We start from the raw sequence: 26,507 nt of genomic DNA, 5'->3' as shown, positions 1-26,507 counted from the left end.
AGTACCACTATCTATCTTAGGTGAGTTGTATTTTTGAAACCAGTGCAGTTTGAAGCACTCCAAATTAACGAGGCAATCACTTGAGATTGTCTCACCTTTATTGAGCTCGGTGTAAATACTACCTTATAAAAACAAAAAACGCACAAGGTGCGCTTTTTGTTTATGAGAAACTTTTCGCTTACTGTGCTTGTTCTAGCGCTTGTACTAGAAGCTCAGCGGGCTGGTACCCCGGAACAAGAGAGCCATCAGGAAGAATAATGTTTGGCGTGCCGTTTACACCCAATTTTTGGCCCAGCATGTATTGCTCAGCCACTTTGTTTTTACAGCTCGCACTGGCAACATTGTCACCTGCTTTCGCATCGGTCAACGCCTGTTGTGGGTTTGCTGCACACCATACAGATACCATGTCTTCATAATTCTCACTATTCAATCCAGAACGTGGAAACGCCAGATAGCGAACGGTAATGCCACTGTCGTTGAGCTCACCAATTTCATTGTGAAGCTTGCGGCAGTAACCACAGGTAATATCAGTGAAAACAGTGATCACATGTTTCTCTTCTTTTGCTTTAAATGTTATGGCTGAAGAGGCCATTTCTTTTACACCATCAAGACGAAGCGAAGACAAAGCTACCTCGGTCTCATTTCGCATATTTTCGTCAATATTGAAAACTCGAGCTTGCAGTAAATACTCACCGTTCTCGCTAACGTAAAACAAACCTCGATTGGTCGAAACTTGAACAAGCCCTTTTACAGGTGAGTCAGCAAAGCTATCAACTTCCAAACCCAGCATTGTTGTTAGTTTTTCACGAATTGCCGCCTCATCCGCAGCGTTCGCTACAAGACTAACCAGGCTAGTTGCGATGATAGCGCTAGCAACCAAAACTTTTTTTACAGCTTTCACTTAAATACTCCATTAAGTTTTATTTGATGCGGGTCGTATATAAATGCATGGACACACTATGTTGCTTTTGGTGCCGTATATTGCACCTAGATAACCAGTAGACCATTTCAGCAAAATAAAAATTTCATTTTTACTTACACTTCGCTGTGCATTTATACGCTACCCCAATAGTAAGCGGGTAGGCATCGCAGTCATGTAATCGTCGCTCAATGCTAACACACACCACCTTTAACAGAATACAGCTAAATTGCAGCTTATCGCAGTGGTTAGCGCATGGGCGATTTTAGCCTCTAGGATGATGGCTATGAATAAGGGTTTGCAAGCGTTCTGTCGCTACATGGGTATAAATTTGTGTAGTGGAAAGGTCGCTATGGCCTAGTAACATTTGCACAACTCTTAAATCAGCGCCGTGGTTGAGCAAATGTGTAGCGAAGGCATGACGTAACGTGTGTGGTGATAGGTGTTGCTCAATCCCCGCTTTGACCGCGTAGTATTTAATACGGTGCCAAAACGTCTGCCTTGTCATTTTTTGTCCGCGTTTGCTCAAGAAAACTACATCTGTCTGTTTGCTTGCCAACACCGGGCGCGCTGTTTTTATATAGGTAATCAGCCATTCTATTGCTTCCTCGCCAAGTGGCACAAGACGCTCTTTGTCGCCTTTTCCCACCACCCGAACAACGCCTTGCTGCAAACTAACTTGGTCCATTGTTAGTCCTATGAGTTCACTTACCCGCAAACCCGTTGCATAGAGGACTTCCAGCATACTTTTGTCGCGACATTCAATGGGATCATCTGGCCGGGGGCGCTTAGTAAATCCTCAACTTGCTGCTCAGACAGTGAAGCCGGGAGCGACTTCGGCGTCTTTGGGCTAGCAAGTGCCGATACTGGGCTATCAACCCTTACCTGCTTGTTGATAAGAAACACAAAAAAAGCGCGTATTGCGCTGAGAGCCCTTTGCGTGCTGCGCGGCGAAAGCCCCTTGTCAAAACGATACGCCAAATAGTCTTGTAACTGCTCGGTTGTAATGAGCGCAATATCTTTTAAACCTTGATTGTTGCTAAAGATAGCAAGTTTGGTTAGGTCTGTTCGATAGCTCTGCTGAGTGTGTTCAGAGAGTCCCTTTTCGAGCCACAACATCTCTATAAAACTGTCGATATGAGCCTTGCTAGCGGCAGGTACATAAGTAAGTTCGCGTTCGCTTTTTTTCATCTAGAAGCCACGCTTTTGTTTTATCAATTCATAAGCAGACTGAATGTCTTGCGCCTTCTTTTTTGCAATTTCCATGGCCTGCTCAGGCAGCCCTTTTGAAACCAATTTGTCTGGATGGTGCTCAGCCATACGTTTTCTATAGGCACGTTTGACTACTTTCTCATCGTCTGATGGTGCTACGCCTAAAATACGGTAAGCATCGTCTAAGCTTTGCTGCTCTGAGTAGGCTTGATGTTGACCACGCTGACCTTGCCTATTGCCGCCTGTTGAGTGAGTACGCTGACCACCGCGTTGACGAAAACGAATTTCCGCTTCGTACATAGAAATAAGATAGTCGAGATCACGGCGCCTAAAGCCTAGCGGCTTAGCCACTTTTTCAAGTACGCCATACTCTTCTTGCGATAATGTGCCATCGGCAAAAGCCGACTGAATCAGAATTTCGAGAAAGACTTGCAGAATATCGCGACGACCGTGCGTTGCTTCATAAAAACCTTTAAGCGTCTCTACCAGTGGAAAGTCTCTGGCTTTACCTTCTCTAAATGCATCCTGAGCTTCTTTTCGCGCATCGCCAGTTAGACGCATCTCATCCATTAAAGCCGTTGCTATCTGAATTTCTCGGCTGGTTACCTTGCCATCAGATTTTGCCAAGTGTCCCAAAGCGCTAAATAAGCTATGAAAGAAAATGGCTTGCTGCTTAACGCTATTTTGATCACTGAAAAACCGCCCAAACCCGCCAAGCTGATTGAAATCTTGACTATAAGCTTTATCAAAAAAATGCCCAACAAGAAGACCAAGAATAGCGCCTGGTATTTTTAAAAACATAAAGCCGAATAAGGCTCCGAGGATTTTTCCCCATATAGACATTAACGCTTACTCCAAAACTAACAAGGCCTTTGACCATGCAGTCATTTATCATTTCAACAGGTGCTTGAATTCGACGAATATTTGAATATCGAAGCGGTACGGAATTGCTTCACTATAACAAAGGCATCTTGCATTCAAAATACGATGTAAGTATCGATGAAGCAATTTCAAGCTTATATTTGCGCTAGCTTAGTAACAAAAAATGAATGAAATGCAGATAATATGCATTTTTTCACTTCAATGGTTGGTAATTGTGCGAGAAGTGCTTAGAATTGAGCGCTTAATAATTTTAATTGCATATCAGTGGCCGCGAGCTTATTGATTAAAGATGCAAGAACGTTACCGAACTATTCTAGACGGATACCGTCTTAGCTGGGTTTTAAGAGCAATATATATAACAAATAGGCCTTCCATTTACGCATGAAAAAAACCTGCGCCATCTTTGTTTGTGCGACACTTTTGCCTATGGTCGCATTTGCACAGGACACCACAGATTCAACATCTTCCACAAGTTCGAATGCAGCACCTCTTGCGTTCTGCTCTGTCGAACCTGTTACTTTTAGCAGTAAGGCATTGATGCCAAAGGGACACGTAAAAGTAGAAGCTGATCGTACAGAAATCATCGAAGATAAAGTGGCGCTTTTTTCTGGCAATGTGGATATCACTTCTGACACTGCGGTAATTCAAGCCGCGCAAGCCCAAGTGAACGGCAATGGTAAAGACTTGATCGCCAAAGGCGACGTTACCTATCAAGATGCGCAGTTAAAGGTTGAAAGCGATTCGGTTTCTCTTCGCTCAGAAGAAGAGCGTTTAGAAATGGTCAATACCCGCTATCAACTTACAGGCTTTGTAGGGCAAGGCGTTGCCAACGATATCGTTCTTGATACCGATACCGGCATTGTTTTAAAAGAAGTCAGTTTCACCACGTGTCCTGAGGGCGACGAAGACTGGTTAATTCGCGCAAGCGAAATCAGTCTAGAAAAAGGGACTGTGTGGGGGCAAGCAAAACACACACGTTTCTACATTGCCGATGTCCCCGTTTTTTATCTTCCCTATTTTGCCTTTCCTGTCAGTAATGAACGTCAAACAGGCCTTCTCTTTCCTGAATTAACCAGCTCGAGAAGAACAGGTGTAGATTACACACAACCTTTTTATTGGAATATTTCGCCCAATTACGACATGACAATATCACCGCGATTTATGACAAGACGCGGTGTGCAACTTAATACTGAATTCCGCTACCTCACCGAACGTAGTCAGGGGCAAGCGTATGTCGAATATCTCCCCAGCGACTCTGACATTGATGGCAACCCAGATCGTTATTTTTATCGACTAGAACATCAAGGTCTTATTGGCAGTAACTGGCTGCTGAACGTAGATTTTAATGGGCTAAGCGACAACAACTATTTACTTGATTTAGGCTCTGACTACTACAGTCGTGCCGACACTCACCTTTATAGAAGTATTGGGTTAAGTTACTACTCAGAAAATTTGTCTCTCAACATGCAAATTAAAGACTTCGAAGTACTGGGTAATACTGCCGACAGCTATCGCGCGCTGCCAGAAATCAAAATGAATTATAACAAGCCGTTAGGAAACTACGTCGAATTTAACTTAAACTCTGAGATAGCGCATTTTGATAACACTTTAGACACCGCGCCTACAGCTACGCGATTTCACATAGCACCCACATTGTCAGTGCCCCTTCGCTCTGCATGGGGTGAATTTATTGCAGAAACTACCCTTTTCCAAACGGTGTACCGCCAAGACAATGTTGAAGGCACTAATCTTGACGAGAAAGTAGAACGTACCCTAGGGCAAGGAAGACTGTATGGCGCGCTCTTTTTTGAACGCGAAACTTCTTGGTTTAGCGACGATATGTCAATGACACTTGAACCTAAGATCCAATATCTATACACATCGTTTGAAGACCAAACTGCCATTGGTTTTTATGATTCTACGCCGCTACTTACCGACGTAGAAGGTCTATTCAGAGGGCAGGAATTTACTGGCTTAGACAGAATCAACGATAATAACCAAATCACCCTTGGCGCCACCACCCGCATGTTAGATAAAAACAATCGGGAACAATTGGTGTTTAGCGTGGGTCAGATATTTTACCTTGAAGATAACAAAGTGGTCGCTGCCACAAAAAATCAAGATCGCTCTGCGCTTGCAGCCGAAATCGATTGGCGCGTAAATAACAATTGGTTCTTCCATACTGACGTACAGGTCACGACTGAAACCGAAAAAGTAGACTTAAGCAGTGTAGGTGTCGAATACCGCAAAGATGATTCGCGTTTTATTCAATTAAGTCACCGTTACGTTCGTGACTTAAGTGGTGAAACCATAGATCAAATTGGTGTTTCGGCGAGCTGGCCTATCAATGAAAACTGGCAATGGGTTGGAAGAACCTATCGCGATTTAGAGCGCCACCGCAGCGTAGAAACGTATACAGGCATTCAGTATGAATCGTGTTGCTGGGCAATTCGCCTAGTTGCACAGCGAAGCTTGAATAACCGATTTAATGCGGTTGGTGAGCAATCGACGGATGATTTTGATTCTGGCATATCGCTTCAGTTCATTTTCAAAGGTATTGGGTCTTCTGGTACCCGCAGAAGCATGCTGGAAGACGGTATGTTTGGCTATCGACAGCCTTATAGTTTAAATTAACCCGCAGTTGAGCATATTAAAAGGGGCTCAAGTGTATTTAACCAATAATAAAAGAGTGTGTATGAAGTTCATGATCCGAGCATTGATGTTAGGTGCCCTACTCTCATTTAACAGCATTGCCCAAGAAGTAATGCTAGACCGTGTCGCGGTAATCGTTGACCAAGGCGTGGTACTTGAAAGTGAGATCCAAGACCTTGTTGCGGAAGTTAAAAGAAATGCAGAGGCCAATAATCAACAATTACCTTCTGACCGCGCACTAAGAACGCAGGCAATTGAGCGTTTGATTACCAAGAACCTTCAGCTTCAAATGGCTGAGCGTATGGGAATTCGTATCAGCGACCCTCAGCTTGAACAAACCATTGGCAATATCGCGGCCAGCCAGAATGCGACTATTGAGCAGCTTCGTACATCAATTGCAGCACAAGGTATTGCATACGAAGATTATCGTGAAGATATTCGTGAAGAAATTATTATGGGTGAAGTTCGCCGCGCTAATGTTCGCCGTCGTGTTTACATCACTCCGCAAGAAATCAATACACTCATTGAATTAATGGAACAACAAGGTGCTGAGCAGGCTGAGTATCGTCTTGGCCATATTCTTATCGGCTTTCCAACTGACCCGTCGGACGAAGATATTCAAGCAGCTCGTGAACGCGCGGATAAAGTTATTGCACTGTTAGAGTCAGGTTCAGATTTCGCAAAAATTGCGATAGCGTCATCATCAGGCAACGAAGCGCTTGAAGGTGGTGATATGGGATGGATGAATATCAACGCCATGCCTACCCTGTTTGCTGAAGCCATTCAAGGAAAGGAAAAGAACGTTTTAGTCGGTCCAATTCGAAGTGGAGCAGGTTTCCACATCCTGAAAGTACTTGACACTCGCGGTATCGAGAAAGTCACGGTACAAGAGGTAAACTCTCGTCACATTCTAGTGAAACCGTCTATCATTCTTAGTGAAGATAAAGCGAAATCAATGCTTATTCGCTTTAGAGAAGAAGTAAAGAGCGGCGAATCTGATTTTGCAGAATTGGCAAAGGAATACTCTGAAGACCCAGGTTCTGCACTTCGCGGCGGTGAATTGGGCTGGTCAGATCCAGAGAACTATACACCGGCTGTTCAAAGAAGCATTGGCTCAACTCGAGCCGGGCGAATTTAGTGATCCGGTTCGTTCAACATTCGGTTGGCACTTAATTCAACTTATCGATCGTCGTATTGATGACGCGACAGACAAACGTAAAGAAGAAAAAGCTTCACAGCTTATCTTCAACCGTAAATTTGCAGAAGAGACTGAAAACTGGATCCGCGAGATGCGTGATGCGGCCTACGTTGAAGTTGTAGATTCATAACTATTAAGCGATACATGAGTACACCAATTAAAATTGCAATTACGCCGGGAGAACTGAGCAGGTATTGGGCCAGACTTGATAATCAAGCTGGCCCAAGAATCTTGGCAAGCGCAGCTCGTAGTATTTGCCGACGGGCCAATGCTACGTGCAAGAGCAGAGCTTCTGGGCTTACCGCTTACGCTACTAGAATACGATGCAAGCAACCCGCAAATACAACCTGCGGGTTCGTTGTTTATTAAGCAAATTGACAAATCCGCCGACGTTATACCTGGCACGTTAGACAGTGAAAATGGGCTGTATGTGGTAGAAACGTTGAGAGAGGCCTGCCAAGCAAACATGGACGGTGATTTTGATGCTGTTGTAACTGGGCTTAGTTCACAAAGGGATCATCAACAAAGCTGGTGTATCATTTAGTGGTCACACTGAATTTTTCGCCTATCAATCAAACACCATTGATGTCGTCATGCTGCTGGCTACGGAAGGACTTAACGTTGCTCTGGCAACGACGCACATACCTTTGGAATACGTGGCCAAGGCCATTACTCGTGAGCGACTTCATAAAGTCATTCACATCATTAATACTGACTTAAAACTCAAGTTTGGTATTAAAGAGCCTCATATTTATGTTTGTGGTTTAAACCCGCATGCAGGTGAAGACGGGCATATTGGAACCGAAGAAATACATACTATTACGCCTGCGCTTGAAGAGTTAAGAGCAGAGGGGCTGAACATCACAGGTCCATTACCCGCAGATACCATTTTTCAACCGAAATATTTGGAAAATGCCGACGTGGTGTTGGCGATGTATCACGACCAGGGGTTACCCGTGCTAAAATATAAAGGGTTTGGTGCGTCAGTAAATATCACACTAGGTCTACCCTTTATTCGAACGTCTGTTGATCATGGTACGGCACTAGATTTAGCCGGAACAGGTGAGGCTGATGCCTAGGTAGTTTCAGAAAAGCATTGGAAAAAGCCATTGAGCTTGCACAACATCAACAATGAGTAAAACGCATTTAGGCCATACGGCCAGAAAACGATTTGGACAAAATTTCCTTCACGACGATTACGTGATTGGAAAAATTGTCGCAGCAATTGCTCCGCAAAATGGGCAAAACTTAGTAGAAATTGGCCCAGGCCTTGGTGCATTAACAGACCCTGTTTGTGAGGACGTTGACGCTCTTACCGTCATTGAACTTGACCGTGATTTGGCAAAGCGTTTACGTCATCATCCCTTTAATGGCGATAAGTTGACAGTAATCGAACAAGACGCCATGACAATGGACTTCTCGGCGCTGCTAAAAGACATGCCAGTTAAGGACAAAAAGTTGCGCGTATTCGGTAACTTACCCTATAACATTTCAACGCCCCTTATGTTTCATCTGTTTGATCATGCAAGCAGTATTGATGACATGCACTTTATGCTACAAAAAGAGGTCGTCAATCGACTTGCAGCGGGGCCGGGCTCCAAAAACTACGGGCGTCTTTCTGTCATGGCCCAGTACTACTGTCATGTGATTCCTGTACTCAATGTCCCACCAGGTGCATTTAAGCCACCCCCGAAGGTAGATTCTGCGGTAGTAAGGCTCGTTCCTCACGCTGCGCCTCCGGTAGATGTGACATCCGTGAATACACTTGAACGCGTTTGTGCACAAGCATTCAACCAGCGCAGAAAAACAATTCGCAACTCATTAAAAGATTGCTTGAGTGAAGACGAGATTCGCGCGCTTGACATCGACCCTACCTGTCGCGCAGAAGTACTGTCTTTGAACGACTTTGCAACACTTGCAAACGCCGTTTCAGTTAAAGAAAGTCAACAAGAGCAGTAAGGCTTTATGGACGCATTAGATATTGAGGTGCGCGTTAAAACGCGCCACCTTCCTGACCATCTTCCTTCTGATTCAACGCAATATGCATTTGCTTACCACATCACTATTGAAAACAAGAGTAATGTGACTGTTCAGTTGATCAATCGCTACTGGCGCATAACTGATGCGAACGGCAAAACCTCAGAAGTTCAAGGTGCTGGCGTTGTTGGCAAGCAGCCAATACTTAAAAGTGGGGAAAGCTTTGACTACACCAGTGGCGCTGTCATTGACACACCGGTAGGTAGTATGGAAGGCTATTATGAAATGGAACAAGAAGACGGCGTTCGTTTTCGCGTCCCCATTGCCGTTTTTCGATTAGCTATTCCCAGTATACTTCACTAATAGGCGTACACATGGCACATGGCAACACCTACATTATCGGTGATATTCAAGGGTGCTATGAAGGTTTGCGCAGGGTGCTCGACAAAGTGCGCTTTGACCCTGACCGCGACACGCTGTACGCCGTTGGAGACCTGGTCGCAAGAGGCGAAGATTCTCTAGCCACACTGCGCTTTCTTAAAGACCTAAAGCGCCACTTTTCGTGCGTTTTAGGCAATCACGACCTTCACTTACTTGCTGTCGCTAACGGTATTCGAAAAGCCAAAAAGTCAGACAATCTTTCTTCACTGTTAGGCGCCAACGATTTAGGTGAACTTATTGATTGGCTTCGACGATTTCCGTTGGCTCAAAAGGTATCCTCCAACTCAGCAATAGTGCATGCTTAGCCTTTACCCAAAATGGTCTATCGACAAACTGATCTCACTTAGCGACGAAGTCAGTGAAAAACTAAGAAGCGATCGCTACGCTGAGTTCCTCAAGGACATGTACGGCAATACGCCCGATTATTGGTCAGAATCATTGACCTACAATGCAAGACTCAGGTTTATCGTCAATGCATGTACAAGAATGCGCTTTGTACACAAAGATATGACTCTCGATTTTGACAATAAATCACACCCTAGTGCACTGATGCACGGCACGAGCAGTACGCTGCTTCCATGGTTTGAACACGAGAACACATCCTTACTCGAGTCTGAGCAAGTGATCTTTGGTCACTGGGCAGCACTGTCAGGACAAACCGAGCGCAGTCAATTTATCGGCCTAGATACAGGTTATGTGTGGGGACAGTCAATGACTGTGCTAAACTTAGAAACTGGGGAACGGACTAGCGTATCTGCTTAACAGGTAAGTAGGGTGAGTTTGTAGTTTTATTGTTGTAAATGCTTATATATGCATGCCAACTGGTACAACCAGTAAATATTTATGTATAGATAAGATAAATAAAGTAAACATTAAGTCACTGTAGCCGATACAATAATTTGTGAAAGTAACGATGATGTATCATTGCCTCACTCTAAAGTTCAATCACATTCCAATTGATTTGGGTGTATTTTGAAAGGGTTGAGGGGTAATATCGTTAGTGATAAAAACAAAAATGCACTCATCCAGGAGTTCCGATGAAAATAACCGTAGCCACACGCGTAATCGGGGGATTTGTCGCGATCAGCGCACTTCTGATCGTCATTAGTGTTGTTTCGCTTTATAACCTCAATTCCATAGGCTCAGCAACGGAAGAAGTCAACGATGTCGCCCTTCCCACTGTCGCTGGTAGTAACGCGTTAAAAGCAAGTTTCCTAAACATGGGACGTCTCACCTTTGAAAGTTATATTGAAGAAGAGCTCAACGGACTTGAGAAAAAACGCACTTCATTTAACGCAGCGAAAGACAGCTTTGATAGCGAGTATAAAAAGCTTGCCCTCGCGGTTGACGACCAACCAAAGCTCAAAAGTACGCTAAATACAGTACGACAAGCTTTCGAAGCTTATACTGCTAACGTAGAAGACATGTACAAAAACCATGAAAAGTACTTGAGCCTACGCAATACAATTCAAGACCGATTAGGCGATGCAGAAGATAACGCCGACGATGCGTCTACTTACCTTCTTGATTTTTCAGACTTAGACGCGGTGCAAAGCAATGCAAACCTTCGTCGAGCGTCTGAGATAGGCAGCCAACTTGAATCATCACTCCTTTCATTGCTTACTGTTTCGAACGAATATGTTAAAACACAAACGATTGTTCGCTCGCAAACGCTGGGTAACGAAGTTGACCTTGTTGTAGAAAAAGTCGTAACTCAGCTTAGTGATATGGTTGAAACAGCAGATGGTCGTGACGACTCAGGTACGCTAGATGAAATCAATGATCTTGTTAATGGTGCGGTTAACGCAATTAAAGCAAGTGACGGCGTGGTTCAGCTACATGTAGACCGCTTAGAGCGCAGAAACGATGCAGAGAAAGCGCTTAATGCTTCTGATGCGAATATTGCGCAAGGCGTGATTGAGCTTGAAAACTTGCTAAGAGAAGCCGATCAGAAAGCGAGTGATATCGAAGAGCAAGTCAATGGTACCATTGCAAGTGGTAACACGATTGTTATTGCGGTAGTTATCTTCTCAATTGCTATTGCAGCATTTATCGGTTACGTCACTGTACGCGCCATTACCCGTCCGCTCTATCGAGTAAACGAGCTGCTTACGGTAGCATCTTCTGGCGACCTGACGCACAGATTAGATGACTCTGCACAAGATGAATTTGGTCTACTAGCTAGAAACTGCAATAAGTTAATCGGCAACTTGAAAGAGCTTATCACCGCGATTAACGTACGTGCAGAACAGCTTGCGGCAGCTTCTGAGCAAACATCGGCGGTAACAGCGCAAACTACTCATTCAATCCAAGACCAAAAATCACAAATTGGTCAGGTAGCGACAGCAACCACAGAAATGCATTCAACATCTCAACTGGTTGTTCAAAACGCAGAAGATACCCTGAGCCAAATTCGCCATGCTGATGCAGAGGCAGAAAATGTACGTCAAATTTCTATAGAGAATAAAAACACTATCGAGATACTTGCTAAAGACGTACAAGATGCAGCAGATGTTATCAACAAACTTCATCAAGACAGTGCTAGTATCGGTGGTATTCTCGATGTTATCCGCGGCGTTGCCGACCAAACCAATTTGCTTGCATTAAACGCTGCAATTGAAGCTGCACGAGCAGGTGAGCAAGGCCGAGGCTTTGCCGTTGTTGCTGATGAAGTAAGAACGTTGGCCAGCAGAACACAAGAATCGACGCAGGAAATTAATGCGATGATTGAAGTGCTGCAAGCTGGTGCTGAAAGAGCAGTGTCTGTGATGAACCAAGGTAAAGAACAGACAGCTGCGTGTGTAGCCCAAACTGAACGTGCAACACAAGCGCTTGATATTATTTCGGACGCCGTTCACAAAGCACACGATGTTAGTTCTCAGATTGAACAGTCTGCACGCGAACAAAACACTGTGTCTCAAGAGATAAGCGAAAAGCTAGAGACAATTGTAGGCATTGCGGAAGAGACGACAGCGGGCGCTCAGCAAACATCGGAGTCAAGTCACGAGGTAGCGCGACTAGCCGAAGAGCTTCAGCAGTCAATTAGACAGTTTAAAGTTTAAATATTAACAAACTAATTAAAGGGGCTCTGTTTAGGGCCCTTTTTTTGGCTTGGAAAAAACAAAGATTCGTCGACTATACTTGAGGAAATACCTTACAGGACGATGTGCTAAAATCGTTAAACATCTTTACAACTGCAATGAGGTTTAATAGTTACTGATAAATATCACAGGAGATGTTTTGAGAACAAAGTCGCTACGCTCCCAACTTATTCTTGGTGTGATTATTGTGATTACTACATTTGTATTCGTACAATTGTGCATTCGCGGCTTTGTCACCTACCCACAGTTAAAAACACTTTCAAACCAGCACCATGTTTATGAAATGCAGCGTGTTGCCTCGGGAGTAGAACAAGAGATAAAGTCTCTTGAGAATCTGGTTTACGACAACGCAGTATGGGACAGCACCTTCAAAGCAGCTAAAAAGCGTGACCTCAATTGGTTTGAAGGAACCTACTTTTTGCCCGCTAGCTACGCTACGCTGGGCATAGATGGCTGGTTTTTCTTCGATAGCCAAGGCAGCCTCATCACTGGGCAAGTGGTATCGCCATCGTCTCCATTATCCACATTGAGTAATCAAGTGAAGACAAGTGGGATACTGGCGTCTCTTTCCCATCAAACTAACAACACGGTAGGCTCAGTATTCGCATCAATCAACGGTAACCCAGTTCTACTGGTCGCGAGCAAAATATTGCCCTCAGATGAGCAAGGTGAGCCTAATGGCACTGCAGTCGTGTTACAAAGAATTGACCAGACATTTATCAATAAGATAACTCCGAATTTGCAAGATGATATTACTTTCCACCCCGCTGATTCTCTTCCCCCAAAGGTTGTAGCGCAAAGTCATTTATTTGCGTCTTTAACCCCTAGTAATCACAGCCTTATCAGCGACCCCAGTTCTTTACCACGACTTTTTATACGATTCGAAAACCCAACAGGCGATGTATTGTTTGCATTATCGATAGAAAAACACGATGGACCAGAAAATCACAGCATTGTTGACGGAAGTCTTCTCGGTGGCATTGTTGTTTCAGTGCTTTCACTTATTGTTTTTTATGGATTTATAAATAGAAAACTAATTTCCCCCATTGAAGAGATCCTTAGCTTACTGCAGCGTGCACAAGAAACATCTGACTTTTCAATGCGCTGTGAAGTTGAAGGCAAAACTGAGCACGAGAATGAAGTGCAAAAACTTGGTCTGCGGTTAAACAACTTACTATCTCTTATTGAAGACCAACAACACGCCGTCTCAGAAAAGAACCGTGTACTAGAAGGCTTGAGCAGAACCGATGCGTTAACGGGTTTGTCGAACCGAAGGTACTTGGATGAGTGGATGACAAGCCTAGCAGAGAACGGAAACACAACTGAGAAGCCACTCAGCTTGCTTGTCATCGATATTGATTACTTTAAAAGATTCAATGACTTCTACGGTCATGCGAGAGGCGATGACACCTTGAAAATCGTTGCAAACAGCATAAAGCAATCTTTACACGAAGCCACCGATCACGCTTTTCGTTACGGTGGTGAAGAGTTTATTGTCATTCTGCAGGATACGTCCGCTGAGGATGCTCAAAAAGTTGCAGAAAACATACGGAAACATGTAGAGAGCCTACATATAGAGCATGCTGCCTCGCTTGTTTCTGGCTACATTACACTATCGATAGGCGTGTCCTCTAAACCCCCGCTTGCCCGCCTAAATGTGCATGTCCTTTTCAATGATGCAGACAACGCGCTCTATCAAGCGAAAAAGCAAGGGCGCAATACCGTGGCGATATCTCACTAAATCACAAATATAAGTTATTGTAATGTATGAAGTGAACGAAACACTTGTGCTGAGAGTAGATAAGCTAAAACGATCACGAAACAGCACAATGAAAACTATTAACACTGCGTTGATATTGATAGGCATGGCGATGATCTCTACAGCGAAAGCTCAGGATAACGCATCAGAAAAAGTTTATTACAAAGATACCGAAACCCTACCCTATAGCGTTGAAGAAACGCTGGGGGAAAATATTGAGATAAGAAGTTACCCTGAGGCTGTTGCCGTCGCGTCGAAAGGCAATGACAACAAAGGAGCGTTTCGTCTTTTGTTCAATTATATTTCGGGGGCGAACCAAGCTAGTCAAGAACTCTCAATGACATCGCCAGTGGAAATGCCAACGGCATCAGCATCAAATAAAATCGCCATGACAGCGCTTAGTCGAAATGTCATTGACTCAGGGCATGATGTTCTTCTTACCTAATCAGTTTACAGCTGAAAATGCACCTCGCCCCACTCACCCTGATGTTGAGTTGGTCGTCATTGATGCAAGACGCGTTGCATCAATTACGTACAGCGGCTTTAACGACAATGACAAACGCAATGCTTACTTAAACACGCTGCTGAAGGTGCTAGAAGACAACGGCTACCGCGTTAGTGGCAACCCTAGCTTTTTAGAGTATGACGCTCCCTTTACGCTGCCGTGGAACAAGCGCCATGAAGTGATCATTGAAGTAATGTCCCCACCAGAAAGCGATTAGAAAAAAGGCCAACATACGTTGGCCTTCCTTCACAATAATTTGTAAGCCACTTTACTCAAAAAGCGCTTTGTGTAGTTTTCTTACTACGTCTTCACTGTCAGTCTCATTAACTAAGAATGACAAGTTATGAGGGTTTGCGCCAAAACAAATCATACGCAAATTGAAGTCTGAAACCGCAGATAGGATCTTACTTGAGACACCCGCAGCGGTTTGCATATTGTTACCGACAACGGTGACCAAATCGTACCCTTTTTCAACTTTTACATCACAAATCGTTTCAAGTTCTGCAATAGTCTCTTTATTCAGACGCTGAGCGACAGAATTAGCAGGGTTGTCTAAGGTAAACGACACGGATATTTCAGAAGTAGTAACCAGGTCAACACTCAGCTTATGCTTTGCTATTATCGCAAACACTTGCTGTAGAAAGCCCTGTGCGTACATCATTTTGGGTGTTTTTACCGTTACCATAACTTGCTCTTTTCGGCGTGTAATAGCCCGATAGGCAGGTTCGTGCTCACAATCTCTTACAATCCAAGTACCGCCTTTCTCTGGCTCTTTACTAGAGCCAACAAACACCTTGATATCTTTTCGTAGTGCAGGTTCCATCGTGGCAGGGTGAAGTACTTTGGCGCCAAACGTTGCCATTTCTGCCGCTTCTTCAAAGCTTAACTCAGGTAACGGGCGAGCCGCCGCTGTGATACGCGGGTCGGTAGTATATACACCAATAACGTCGGTCCAAATCTCACACGACTCGGCATCAAGTGCTTCTGCAAGCAAGGCAGCAGTAAAGTCAGAACCGCCTCGTCCTAATGTCGTGGTGCGCCCCTCTTCATCAGCACCAACAAAACCTTGCGTCACCACGATGGCATTTTCAATCTCCGGGGCGAGCAGCTGTTTAGCAAGCTTCTCAATCTCTTCAATTTGCGGTGCACCTTCGCCAAACTCACTGTCCGTGCGCAACACTTTACGCACGTCAAAATTGATGGTGTTAACTCCCTGCTCGGCCAAAACAGACGTAAACATTAGCGATGACATGCGCTCCCCCATAGAGAGAAGCTGATCTTTTAAATCGTCGCGATGGAGTATTTCCTCGTGAAACGCGAGGCTTCGCATTTCCTCAAGCAAATCATTAAGTTTAGGTTTGACGCTTTCTTTATCATTTAACTTATTGAGAATTGCTAACTCGATAGTCTCTATGGCTTTGCAAGTATCCTCAATTTGTTGTTGTGTCATTGGCGTATGCGCAAGACTAACAAGATGGTTTGTTACGCCAGCGGACGCACTGACTACAACAATTCGCGTTTTATCATTACCTAAGCAACAATTCGGGCGCAGTTTTGCATTACTTCGTAATTCGCTACGCTAGTTCCACCGAACTTCGCTATCGATAAGGCATTTGTCACTATATTTAACTCCAGAATTAGCTAGTGTGACCTAGCACTTACGTCGTTCAACGTAATCAGTCAATCGTTATTTGGTCGCCGACTTCAATGTTATGTTCAGCAAACCACCCTTGGTTCATTTCCAACGCGTAAAGTACCTCTTTCGATGATCCAACTGACTCCAGGCTGTGAGGAGTGAGAGGTTTAATATCCGTTATTACGCCGTTTCTATCGATAAATGCCACATCGAGAGGGATAAACGTGTTCTTCATCCACATCCCCGCAAATCGTGCTGACTCAAACTTAAAAAACATTCCGCAGTCTTCACACAACGATTTGCGAAACATTAAGCCACGCGCACGTTGTTCAAACGTTTTAGCATATTCTACGTGCAGCTCTTCCTCACCAATCAATAGCGAAGCACTGTCAAATTGGATGTTAGGTTCGCCATCAACTTGCGCTTGGGCACACCCTAAGGTTAATACAAGTACGAGAACAATAAAGAAAGATTTTTCCATTAGACATTCCTTTTCGCCATAAAAAAAGTTTAGTCACCGTATGGTTACCAGCCTACTGAGCGGGCTAACCTTTATACACTATTCGCTGCACAATATTCAATGCTGTAGCGGCATCGCCCAACACAAAACCCTTGTTGGTTATCTTGGCATATCTAACGAGTCCCGCTGACGCAAAAAGCTTGCAAAGCGTGGTTTGCCATATCGGGTCTTTCCATAAAATTTATACGTTACCCAACTATTTATTGGAGGAGGAGACAGGCGTTGCGCCTCTGAAAAGCCAGTACCAAGCTTAAACGTGACACCATCTTTGGTTTGAACAATAAGCGAACCCATCATATCTGAATATTTGCCATTTCCCCTAACATGCGCAATGACTTTTGCCTCATTATCCTCATAGCGCTTGAATTTAAGTAAATCGGGGCTTCTGCCGTTATGGTACAAAGCGTTCTGGTTGTGAAGCATCAAGCCTTCACCACCCGCTGCAATAACTCTGCTATGTTCGTGCTCTAAAACCCTGAGTGATGTGTATTTGTGCTGGGCTATTAGCGACAATGATGTGTTGCTTTGATTATCAATAAGTAAGCGTAGCGTTTTCAAACGACTTTCAAATGAAGCATCAGAGCTAGGTAGATCAAATACCTTAAACACAACACTGCGCCAGCGCTCATCAGGCTGATAACTCAGCACGACTGACGCTGTTTGCTCGAAACGCCCCCGCGCTATCCACAATTCGCCATCTAGAGCTACATTAGGCCAATCTTTCGTGAACCATACGGGTGCGTGAATAGGTACGCCGTTTCTCGTTAGTAACTGACTTCCCGTCCACCTTGCCCGAATACCATCAAGTTTTTCGCTCACCCAGTAATTTTGTATGCCGATGGTGTCTTGCTCAGCATGGAATGTTGTGGCTAGCTGAAGTGGCGCAATGTCTGTTACTGCATAACTGTGCGCAGCGACTATTATCGAGGCAGCACATGCTGAGAACATTTTATATTTAATCACTGAGCTTCCTTAAAACGACGCTTTCTTAAGGTTGCTAAGTGTACAGTGAGGTCAATAGTTTAAAACTGGGCTTTGGCATGGTTGAAGGAACCAAAATTAAGGTTGGTTACAATCAGCAAGATAACTGCAGTTTTTTTTAAGCTTTTTGCTCATATTCAGGATTATTGCCAAGGTACTGTGAAAGCACGCTAAACAATTCTTCTTTATTTACTGGTTTAGTGATGTACCCGTTCATGCCTGATGCTAAAGCACTGTCAATTTCATCAGCCACAACAGCAGCGGTGAAGGCAATTACGGGAGTGGCAACTCCTTTATTTCTTATAACTTGTGTTGCCTCGACACCATCCATTTCGGGCATGTTTAAATCCATTAAAATTAAGTCAAATGTGCGGGTAAGCGCTTGTTCTAGTGCCTCTAGACCGTTGCTCACAAGTGTGACACGCAAGCCTGCATCCTCAAGCAACGATTTCGCAACGACTTGGTTTATCTCGTTGTCTTCTGCTACCAAAATGTCTTGCCCAGCGAATGCTGGGGCAATGTCATTTATTCGTTCTGGTGTATCTTTTTCTGCGGGTATAAAAGGGAGCTCAAATGAAAACACGCTTCCTGTACCTACTTCGCTTTTTAAAAAAATCGTGCCACCCATCGCCTCAACAAGGCTTTTGACAATTTGAAGTCCTAGACCTGTGCCGCCATGTAAACGCGCAATACTGCTGTTTGCTTGGGTAAAAGCCTCAAAAACACGGTCTTGTTCGCTTTGCTCTATACCTAAGCCTGTATCAGAGACAATAAACTCTACCCATTGATGTGTCTTTGAGCTGGCTTTAGCGCGCACACACAACGACACACTTCCTTTTTCTGTAAACTTAATGGCGTTACTAATCAGGTTGTTCAGCACTTGGGACAATCGCGTAGCGTCACCAATGACAAGAGTATGCAGCGATTTATCTATATCGATATGCAGCGCTACTTCTTTTTTACTGGCAAGCTGAGCGTAAAACGCCATGCTGTCTTTTGCTGTCGCCTGAATGTCAAAAGGCAGTGACTCGAGAGTTAGCTTTCCTGCGTTAAGTTTAGAAAGGTCGAGTACATCATTTAAAATTCGATTTAGGGAAATACCCGAACGCTGTATTTTTTCTAAATCTGGTCGAGCATTTTCGGAAAGGGCACGAGAGAGCATCACTTCCGTTAACCCCAATATACCGTTCAATGGAGTCCGAATTTCATGTGACATAGTCGCCAAAAATTGAGACTGTGTAGCCAGTGCAAGTTTCTCTTTTTCAAGCGCGCTGTTCAGTTCAGCCGACTTACGACGACTATCAACAAGAGCAGCCTCAAGCTTGTTGGCCAATGCGTAAATCAACAATGAAACAATGATATTCGTTACACATAGCCTCAACCATAAACCTTGATCGTACTCCCCTTCATAAAACGGTACGAGCAGCGTGCAACCTGCCAAAATAATCATGGCGGATTTTCTCCACCAGGAGGTAAGTAACAAGATAGGAAATATAGTTGCAATTGGCACCAGAGTAGCTGGCATTAATCCATTGCTTATCACCAAAAGAGGAGCAAATGGAATCGTTAGCAACGCCCACAGTTTTGACAATGGCGCAGAATACGCGGGAAAAGAAAGCCCCGCTGTAGCGATAAAAAACCACGATAAACCATAAAAGCATGCAACATAGACGTTGTCAGGTCGAGCGATAGCAATGACAACAAGTATTAGCACGGAAAATAAGAATAAAACCTTGAACCCAGCCTTGCGCAGTAACGTTGTTACTTCTTCAAGAGACTCCAACGCTGAGGTATCGTTTTTTTGCATAGGCATTACAACTGCATGTTAGCAAGGGTATTAATTGAGTATAAACGGTAAAAAACAACTCTGCTTTAAAAGATGTAAGAAACAAAAAAGCCCCAACCTAGGTTGGGGCTTTCAATGTTTAACTATTTGGTTAAGTGCTTATACGCGCTTAACTGCTACATCAGCTTCAAACTTAGGCTTAACGGCTAAGTCCTCTGAAGGTGGAGCAAACTTAGTTAGGTCGATGCCTTCAACTGCTTGCTTGTATTCTTCAGTGGTTGGGAAGCGGCCAAGTACAGTTGAAAGTACTACCAGCGGCGTAGAGCCTAGTAGTGATTCACCTTTCTTCTCAGCAGAGTCAGCTACAACACGGCCTTGGAAAAGACGTGTAGATGTCGCGATAACTGTGTCACCTGGCTCAGCCTTTTCTTGGTTACCCATACATAGGTTACATCCCGGACGCTCTAGGTAAAGAATGTTGTCGTACTTAGTACGCGCCGCTTCTTTAGGCTTAGCATCGTCGAATTCAAAGCCTGCATACTTAGCAAGTACTTCCCAGTCGCCTTCTGCTTTAAGCTCGTCAACAATGTTGTATGTTGGTGGCGCAACAACTAGCGGCGCTTTGAACTCTACAGAGCCGTTTAGCTTCTCTAGATTACGTAGCATTTGAGCAATAATTTGCATGTCGCCTTTGTGCACCATACAAGAACCAACGAAACCTAGGTCTACTGGCTTACCATCGTAGTAAGAAACCGGACGAATAACGTCGTGCGTGTAACGCTTAGACACATCTTCGTTGTTTACGTCTGGGTCAGCGATCATTGGCTCATCGATTTGATCTAGGTCGATAACCACTTCTGCGTAGTATTTCGCGTTGTCATCTGGTGCAAGCGCTGGCTCTTCACCAGACTTGATTTCAGCAATACGCTTGTCAGCAAGGTCAAGTAGGCCTTGAAGCATGTTAGCTTCGTTGTCCATGCCCTTGTCGATCATGATTTGGATACGGCTCTTAGCAAGCTCAAGTGACGCAATCATAGTCTCATCGTTAGAGATACAGATTGACGCTTTCGCTTTCATTTCTGCAGACCAGTCAGTAAACGTAAACGCTTGGTCAGCTAGCAGAGTACCGATTTGTACTTCAATAACGCGGCCTTGGAACACGTTCTCGCCAGAGAACTGCTTAAGCATTTGCGCTTGAGTAGCGTGAACCACATCACGGAAGTCCATGTGCTCTTTCATGCTACCTTTAAAGGTCACTTTTACAGACTCTGGAATTGGCATTGCCGCTTCACCTGTAGCAAGTGCAAGAGCAACTGTACCCGAGTCGGCACCGAATGCTACACCTTTAGACATACGAGTATGCGAGTCACCACCAATGATGATTGCGCGGTCGTCTACCGTGATGTCGTTAAGCACTTTGTGGATAACGTCAGTCATTGAGTGGTAAACACCTTTAGGATCACGTGCTGTGATTACACCAAAGTTGTTCATGAAAGACATAAGCTTTGGAATGTTAGCCTGTGCTTTCTTATCCCATACCGACGCAGTGTGACAGCCAGACTGGTAAGCACCATCAACAAGTGGAGAAATGGTTGATGCTGCCATTGACTCTAGTTCTTGGCACGTCATTGGGCCAGTGGTGTCTTGAGAACCCACAATGTTTACTTTAACGCGAACGTCAGAACCCGCGTGAAGTGGAGCATCAGAGTTTACGCCAACCGCATTACGGTTAAAGATTTTCTCGACGGCTGTTAAGCCTTGGCCTTCGTGTGATACTTCTTTAGACGGTGCATAAACCGTTGGCGCTTCTGTACCTAGAGTACGTGCTGCGAAAGATTGTAGCTGCTTACCAAATACTACCGCGTAAGAACCACCCGCTTTCATAAACTCCATTTTTTGTGGAGTAAATGACGCAGATACATCAGCCAGCTCTTCTGAACCGTTGTATAGCTTCTTCGCTTTAGTATCGATAGTTAGAACCGTACCTATTGCTACAGAATAGGCTTCCTCTAATACTGGGTCGCCGTTTGCATCGCGAACAACTTCACCGTTTGCATCAGTTTTCTTAACCCAGTTTTTAAGGTCAAGACCAATACCACCAGTTACGTCTACCGTAGTAAGGAAGATTGGCGCGATACCGTTAGTACCAGCAACAATTGGCGCTTTGTTTACAAATGGAATGTAAGGGCTTGTTGGCTCACCTAGCCCATAGTGCAACGTTGTTCACACCAGACATACGTGATGAACCTACACCCATTGTGCCTTTTTCAGCAATTAACATTACTTTAGCGTTAGGGTGCTTTTTACCTAGCTCAACAATTTCTTGCTGCGCTTCAGGAGAAATCATGCACTGGCCGTGAAGTTCACGGTCGGCACGAGAGTGCGCTTGGTTACCTGGAGAAAGAAGGTCAGTTGAAATATCACCTTCAGCAGCAATGTAGGTTACTACTTCAATTTTCTCTGGAACTTCAGGAAGCTTGGTGAAAAACTCTGCTTTTGCGTAGCTTTCTAGTACGTCTTTAGCAATGACATTGCCTGCTTTAAATGCAGTTTCTAGACGCTCAGTGTCAGCTTCATATAAGTAAACCTGCGTTTTCAATACTTCTGCTGCAGGTTTAGCAACCGCGTCGTCGCTAGAAAGTGCAAGGTCAAGTAGTGCCTCAACAGATGGGCCACCTTTCATGTGTGAAAGTAGCTCTAATGCAAATTCAGGTGTAATTTCTTCTACTTTTTCTTCGCCAAGTACAATTTCCTTAAGGAATTGCGCTTTAACACCTGCCGCAGGTGTAGTACCTGGCAACGTGTTATAAATAAAGAATTTTAGAGAGTCTTCGCGGTGCTCATTCGTTGTATCTTTGATTTGAGCAATAATTTCAGACAGCAGGTCTGCACTGTCGATTGGCTTAGGGTTAAGACCAAGTTCCGTTTTACGGGTCTCGATCTCTGCCAGATATTCTGAATACAAACTCATATAGTTCTCTCGGTCTTAGTTTACTTGGGCGTAGTGTTAAGTCGGTCTTAGCTTTACGCATATAAAGTGGGCTATATTTTAACTGATTTTCACGCAACACGTAATGTTTGAAACAAAATGAAATCAGGGTTAACACAATGATAGTTTACAGCATTACTGGTAAGGCTTTTGTCTTATTGCATTGCAGAAAATAAAATAAAAACAAAATAAAGCATTTTATTTCAACAGCTTAACCAGAAACCACATTCGCCAACCTGATAAATAACACGCTGTTTACCTTCGCCATCAAGATAAATAATAGTGTTGCATTTATGACAGACATTTTTTTAGCTTATGGTGAGACCAGTATGCTTTTCAAACAGAAATGGTGTTTTAACCGAACTTTTGGTCTTACCATTACAGTAACGCGCTAACGTTATCTGATAATTAATTTCTATTTCAACGCTAGTCCCTAACGTTTAAGTTAAACGCTACATTCTCTTGTTAGCGTGGAGTAATTTTTACCACCCTTGCGCTTTCACCATCAGTCAGAACCAAAATATTTCCCTGACTGTCTACTTCAACGTCTCTTAGTCTCTCATCAATCGAATTAACAATAGCATACGGCGTGAATGTTTCACCTTGATAGTCGACGGCAAAAAGTTGCTTGGCCTTCAGTGAGGTTATAAGAAAAGCATTTTGTAACCCAGAAAACGCCATGTGATCATAAAGTGCCATGGAAGACGGCGCGATAGAAGGTGTCCAATTGATTAATGGATCTTGCATTCCCTTATACTGAGTAAATGGAGTAATATTCGCTCCTGAATAGTCTTTCCCCAATGTCACCACAGGCCAGCCATAGTTTGCCCCCGCAGTAAGGCGATTAAGCTCATCTCCACCATCAGGCCCATGTTCGTTAAGATAAATATTTCCGTCAGCGCCGTAAGCAAGACCCTGAGGGTTTCGGTGGCCCATCGTAAAAATAAACGGTGAAGTATTTAAGGGGGCGAATTCAATGGCTTTCCTTCGAGAGTAAAGCCAAGTACTTTCCCTAGATGAGAGGCGGGAACCTGCGCCTTCTCTCTGTAATCAAAGCCATCTCCCGAGGTGACAATGTATCCACCGTGGTTGAGAGCAAGCAACTTGCCACCGTAGTGCACGGGCGTGTCTTTGGCCTCGTTGACCTCAAACACAGTGTTTACCTCAGAGAATCCCGCACCTAATGAGAGGTTCGTTTGCACAACCGCCAGTTTATTAGCCTCTTCGTTACCTTTTGAGTAGGACACTAACAAACGAATTTCCTTTATAGCGCCATCACTTGCCACTATTTCATCGATGACTAGCAAATCTAACAATCCCCCTGCCCCTCGGCGTAGAGTGAAGGCAAATTTAGTGGAAAACGTTGCCGCTGCTGTTTCTCACTAAAAACCTCCACGCTACCGTCACGCTGAGCAACAAGAAGAGTATCATTTGAAAGAAGCGTAATAGATTTAGGGAAAGAAAGTTTTTTTACATAATCTTCAGTGGTATAAGCGCCCAAAAGGTCATCATGGTATTCAGCGGTAGCCGCGTCTGAGACTGTTTCATCAGCGTTTGCACTGTGACTTGCTGCTAATAAGATGTAGAAGAACAGGCGTATGCCCATCACCACGAAGCGATAATTAACAAAATTGTTGTTCATTAGCTGTACTCAAGAAGGTCATAATTATGGTATACCAAAAACAAGGGACCTTGTTTAGGTAAATCTATGTCCAAATTCTCAAAGCGTATTATCTCTGTTGCACTGCCTTTTTTCAGCGCGTGGGTCGTTGCTTTTGTATTAGCCAGCATTTTCCACTCTGTATTCGTATTGCGCGGGCTTACCCAGATTAATATCAAGATTGCCCATAGCGATGCCTTATCTATGATAGCTAGCGACCTTTTAGGGCTTCTTCCTACTTACGGCGTTATCATTGCGATAGCCTTGTCACTAGCATTCGTATTTACGCGATACGTTATTGTAAAAAGTGAACACAGAAATTTACGCAACATTTTGCTTTATACACTTTCAGGCGCACTCGCCTTTCTGGTTATGTTAAGCGCCATGCAACCTGTCTTAAATGTAACCTTAATTGCGGGCGCGCGAACATGCTTAGGCGTTCTTGCGCAATGCCTTGCAGGCGCCATGGGCGGGGCACTTTTTGCCAAGCTAAAACAATAGGGCACTGTATTTCATTTAGCTGCTTTATAGACGTGTATAAAGCAGCAAGCATGTAAATAAAAAGTTAACTTTGCTAATGTTAGTACGGTATCACTGACTATTTAGGAATAATGCACAATGATAACGTACCCTGACAATGTGTCTTGCTTAGCTGATTACATAGAAAACGTATTACAAAAGTTTGCTGAAAAGCCCGCATATACAGCATTGGGCCAAACGTTAACGTTCAAGGATATTGACCAAAAGTCAGCAGCACTCGCTCGCTTCTTTGTGCATGAAGCAAAGCTTGCACCGGGGACAAAAGTCGCCATACAGCTTCCTAATCTTATCCAAAACCCAATTGCGGTATATGCCGCACTGCGTGCAGGTCTTGTTGTCGTCAATACAAATCCGCTTTATACCGAACGGGAAATGAAACACCAGTTCACCGATAGTGGCGCAAAAGCACTGGTCATTCTCAGCGACCTTTTGCCAAAATTTGATAACATCAAATGTGACACTAATATCTCTACGGTTATTGCCACTTCAGCCACTGAATTACTCGATGCCAACACAGCCCCGAGCATCGAAGACACTATTTCATTAACCGCAGCAATTGAAAAGGGCGCGGCATCTCCAGCATTTGAGCGTCAAGGCGCTAGCCTCGACGAACTTGCTATGCTGCAATACACTGGAGGCACGACGGGTGTGTCAAAAGGCGCAGCGCTAAGCCACAACAATGTGCTGAGTAATTGTATCCAAATGCTTGAACGCATTGGAGATGGATTCAAAGACGGTGAGGAAGTCTTAGTATGTCCGCTTCCGCTCTACCATATTTATGCATTCACGGTGGGCATGATGGCACTGTTTGCAAAAGGCAGCCAAATTATCCTCATTCCCAACCCACGAGACATCGATGGCTTTATCCAAACACTTAAGCCTCACTCCATAACGTCATTTATGGGAATAAATACCCTCTTTGTCGGGCTTGGACGCCACCCTGAGTTTGCCAAACTCGACTTCTCAAGGCTGCACCTTACGATGTCTGGCGGTACTGCATTAACTCAAGCTGCGGTATCTATTTGGAAAGATATTACAGGTAATATGATCACTGAAGGTTACGGGCTATCTGAGACTGCACCAGTCGTTTCGTTCAATATTCCTGGTAAAGAAGAAATCGGCTCTGTTGGACATGCGTTGATGGATACCGAAGTGGCACTCCTTGATACCTATGACAAACCCGTAGCAGAAGGTGAATCAGGCCAAATTGCCGTTCGCGGACCTCAGGTTATGATGGGCTATTGGCAACGTGATGATGAAACCGCCAAGGTGATGACTGAGGATGGCTTCTTTAAAACGGGTGATATTGGCATTAGAACAGCGTCTGGCGCCATAAAAATTGTCGATAGACTCAAAGACATGATTATTGTTTCAGGCTTTAACGTATACCCAAACGAAATAGAAGATGTATTGACCTCTCACCCCAGCGTTATGGAAGCTGCTGTGGTAGGTAAGCCCGATGACAAAACCGGCGAACGTGTTTGTGCTTTCATTACCGTGAGCCAATCGGATTAGTGAAGATGAGGTAACCTCATTTTGTAAAGAACACCTCACCAATTACAAAGTACCAAAATCAATTACTGTACTTGAAGAACTGCCCAAGTCGACCGTCGGAAAGATACTGCGGAGAGAGCTTCGTTCAGCATAAAAAAGCAGCCTTCAAGGCTGCTTTTTTATTATTAAAATCAGGTTATTAATACCAAAGAATAACCAGCCTTTATTGTATATCACGGAGCTTGTGACTATAAC

At 44.2% G+C, this 26,507-nt stretch carries 16 protein-coding genes and 7 pseudogenes; 12 read left to right on the top strand and 11 right to left on the bottom strand.

The window, feature by feature from the left end; translation table 11 throughout:
- Positions 1 to 178: 178 nt before the first annotated feature.
- The 3 genes and pseudogenes from dsbC to djlA all read right to left on the bottom strand — a co-directional run bounded on the left by dsbC (position 179) and on the right by djlA (position 2,974).
- Positions 179 to 901 carry a bifunctional protein-disulfide isomerase/oxidoreductase DsbC gene (gene dsbC / locus V6N89_RS03675; protein WP_338516402.1) on the bottom strand — a complete coding sequence of 241 codons (723 nt, stop codon included), beginning with the start codon at positions 899 to 901 and terminating at the stop codon, positions 179 to 181.
- Positions 902 to 1,184: 283 nt separating this feature from the next.
- A pseudogene (xerD, locus tag V6N89_RS03670) lies at positions 1,185 to 2,110 on the bottom strand (site-specific tyrosine recombinase XerD).
- Entirely contained in the window at positions 2,111 to 2,974 is an 864-nt protein-coding gene (djlA, locus tag V6N89_RS03665; protein ID WP_338516400.1) for a co-chaperone DjlA, read from the bottom strand.
- Positions 2,975 to 3,394: 420 nt separating this feature from the next.
- Between djlA and V6N89_RS03660 the strand changes: the two genes are divergently transcribed.
- The 10 genes and pseudogenes from V6N89_RS03660 (at position 3,395) to V6N89_RS03615 (ending at position 14,863) form a co-directional block, all read left to right on the top strand.
- A complete protein-coding gene (locus V6N89_RS03660) occupies positions 3,395 to 5,647 on the top strand; it encodes an LPS-assembly protein LptD (RefSeq protein WP_346993408.1) in 2,253 nt (750 codons plus the stop codon).
- Positions 5,648 to 5,708: 61 nt separating this feature from the next.
- Positions 5,709 to 6,993 (top strand): annotated as a pseudogene (surA, locus tag V6N89_RS03655) (peptidylprolyl isomerase SurA).
- Positions 6,994 to 7,007: 14 nt separating this feature from the next.
- Positions 7,008 to 7,998: pseudogene (pdxA, locus tag V6N89_RS03650) on the top strand (4-hydroxythreonine-4-phosphate dehydrogenase PdxA).
- Positions 7,995 to 8,822: a 16S rRNA (adenine(1518)-N(6)/adenine(1519)-N(6))-dimethyltransferase RsmA gene (rsmA, locus tag V6N89_RS03645; RefSeq protein WP_338516397.1), complete on the top strand. Its 828-nt coding sequence runs from the start codon at positions 7,995 to 7,997 to the stop codon at positions 8,820 to 8,822. Before pdxA ends, rsmA begins: the two are co-directional and overlap by 4 nt.
- Before the next feature lie 6 nt (positions 8,823 to 8,828).
- Positions 8,829 to 9,203 (top strand): Co2+/Mg2+ efflux protein ApaG, encoded by a 375-nt coding sequence (gene apaG / locus V6N89_RS03640; RefSeq protein ID WP_346993407.1) that lies wholly within the window; start codon positions 8,829 to 8,831, stop codon positions 9,201 to 9,203.
- Positions 9,204 to 9,214: 11 nt separating this feature from the next.
- Positions 9,215 to 10,043: pseudogene (locus V6N89_RS03635) on the top strand (symmetrical bis(5'-nucleosyl)-tetraphosphatase).
- Between the two features lie 275 nt (positions 10,044 to 10,318).
- A complete protein-coding gene (locus V6N89_RS03630) occupies positions 10,319 to 12,343 on the top strand; it encodes a HAMP domain-containing methyl-accepting chemotaxis protein (protein WP_338516396.1) in 2,025 nt (674 codons plus the stop codon).
- Between the two features lie 178 nt (positions 12,344 to 12,521).
- The gene (locus tag V6N89_RS03625) at positions 12,522 to 14,123 is read left to right on the top strand and encodes a diguanylate cyclase (protein ID WP_338516395.1); all 1,602 of its coding nucleotides are present in this window, start codon (positions 12,522 to 12,524) and stop codon (positions 14,121 to 14,123) included.
- Positions 14,124 to 14,211: 88 nt separating this feature from the next.
- Positions 14,212 to 14,586 carry a heme-binding protein gene (locus tag V6N89_RS03620; protein ID WP_338516394.1) on the top strand — a complete coding sequence of 125 codons (375 nt, stop codon included), beginning with the start codon at positions 14,212 to 14,214 and terminating at the stop codon, positions 14,584 to 14,586.
- Positions 14,549 to 14,863 (top strand): SOUL family heme-binding protein, encoded by a 315-nt coding sequence (locus tag V6N89_RS03615; protein WP_338516393.1) that lies wholly within the window; start codon positions 14,549 to 14,551, stop codon positions 14,861 to 14,863. The genes V6N89_RS03620 and V6N89_RS03615 overlap by 38 nt, the downstream gene beginning before the upstream one ends.
- 51 nt (positions 14,864 to 14,914) lie before the next feature.
- Here V6N89_RS03615 and lysC read toward each other — a convergent pair.
- From lysC to V6N89_RS03575, 8 genes and pseudogenes are all read right to left on the bottom strand, one after another.
- Positions 14,915 to 16,266 (bottom strand): annotated as a pseudogene (gene lysC / locus V6N89_RS03610) (lysine-sensitive aspartokinase 3).
- Positions 16,267 to 16,322: 56 nt separating this feature from the next.
- A complete protein-coding gene (locus V6N89_RS03605; RefSeq protein WP_338516392.1) occupies positions 16,323 to 16,763 on the bottom strand; it encodes a DUF192 domain-containing protein in 441 nt (146 codons plus the stop codon).
- Between the two features lie 138 nt (positions 16,764 to 16,901).
- Complete coding sequence (locus V6N89_RS03600) at positions 16,902 to 17,765, bottom strand: DNA ligase (RefSeq protein WP_338516391.1); 864 nt, start codon at positions 17,763 to 17,765, stop codon at positions 16,902 to 16,904.
- Between the two features lie 136 nt (positions 17,766 to 17,901).
- A complete protein-coding gene (locus V6N89_RS03595) occupies positions 17,902 to 19,596 on the bottom strand; it encodes an ATP-binding protein (protein ID WP_346993406.1) in 1,695 nt (564 codons plus the stop codon).
- Between the two features lie 132 nt (positions 19,597 to 19,728).
- Positions 19,729 to 22,540, bottom strand: a pseudogene (locus V6N89_RS03590) (bifunctional aconitate hydratase 2/2-methylisocitrate dehydratase).
- A 483-nt stretch (positions 22,541 to 23,023) separates the two neighbouring features.
- Positions 23,024 to 23,494: a PQQ-dependent sugar dehydrogenase gene (locus tag V6N89_RS03585; protein WP_346993405.1), complete on the bottom strand. Its 471-nt coding sequence runs from the start codon at positions 23,492 to 23,494 to the stop codon at positions 23,024 to 23,026.
- Between the two features lie 23 nt (positions 23,495 to 23,517).
- Entirely contained in the window at positions 23,518 to 23,874 is a 357-nt protein-coding gene (locus tag V6N89_RS03580) for a PQQ-dependent sugar dehydrogenase (RefSeq protein ID WP_346993404.1), read from the bottom strand.
- Positions 23,868 to 24,200, bottom strand: coding sequence for a hypothetical protein (locus V6N89_RS03575; RefSeq protein ID WP_346993403.1), 333 nt, complete (start codon positions 24,198 to 24,200; stop codon positions 23,868 to 23,870). Before V6N89_RS03575 ends, V6N89_RS03580 begins: the two co-directional genes overlap by 7 nt.
- 66 nt (positions 24,201 to 24,266) lie before the next feature.
- On the opposite strand from V6N89_RS03575, the gene V6N89_RS03570 reads away from it, so the two are divergent.
- Positions 24,267 to 24,719 carry a hypothetical protein gene (locus V6N89_RS03570; protein WP_338516388.1) on the top strand — a complete coding sequence of 151 codons (453 nt, stop codon included), beginning with the start codon at positions 24,267 to 24,269 and terminating at the stop codon, positions 24,717 to 24,719.
- A gap of 117 nt (positions 24,720 to 24,836) precedes the next feature.
- A pseudogene (locus tag V6N89_RS03565) lies at positions 24,837 to 26,406 on the top strand (AMP-binding protein).
- The last annotated feature ends 101 nt before the right edge of the window (positions 26,407 to 26,507 follow it).

The sequence above is a fragment of the Alteromonas gracilis genome, from assembly GCF_036870955.2.
In the GTDB taxonomy this organism is placed as follows: domain Bacteria; phylum Pseudomonadota; class Gammaproteobacteria; order Enterobacterales; family Alteromonadaceae; genus Alteromonas; species Alteromonas gracilis_A.
This window is presented reverse-complemented; position numbering and strand designations above follow the sequence as displayed.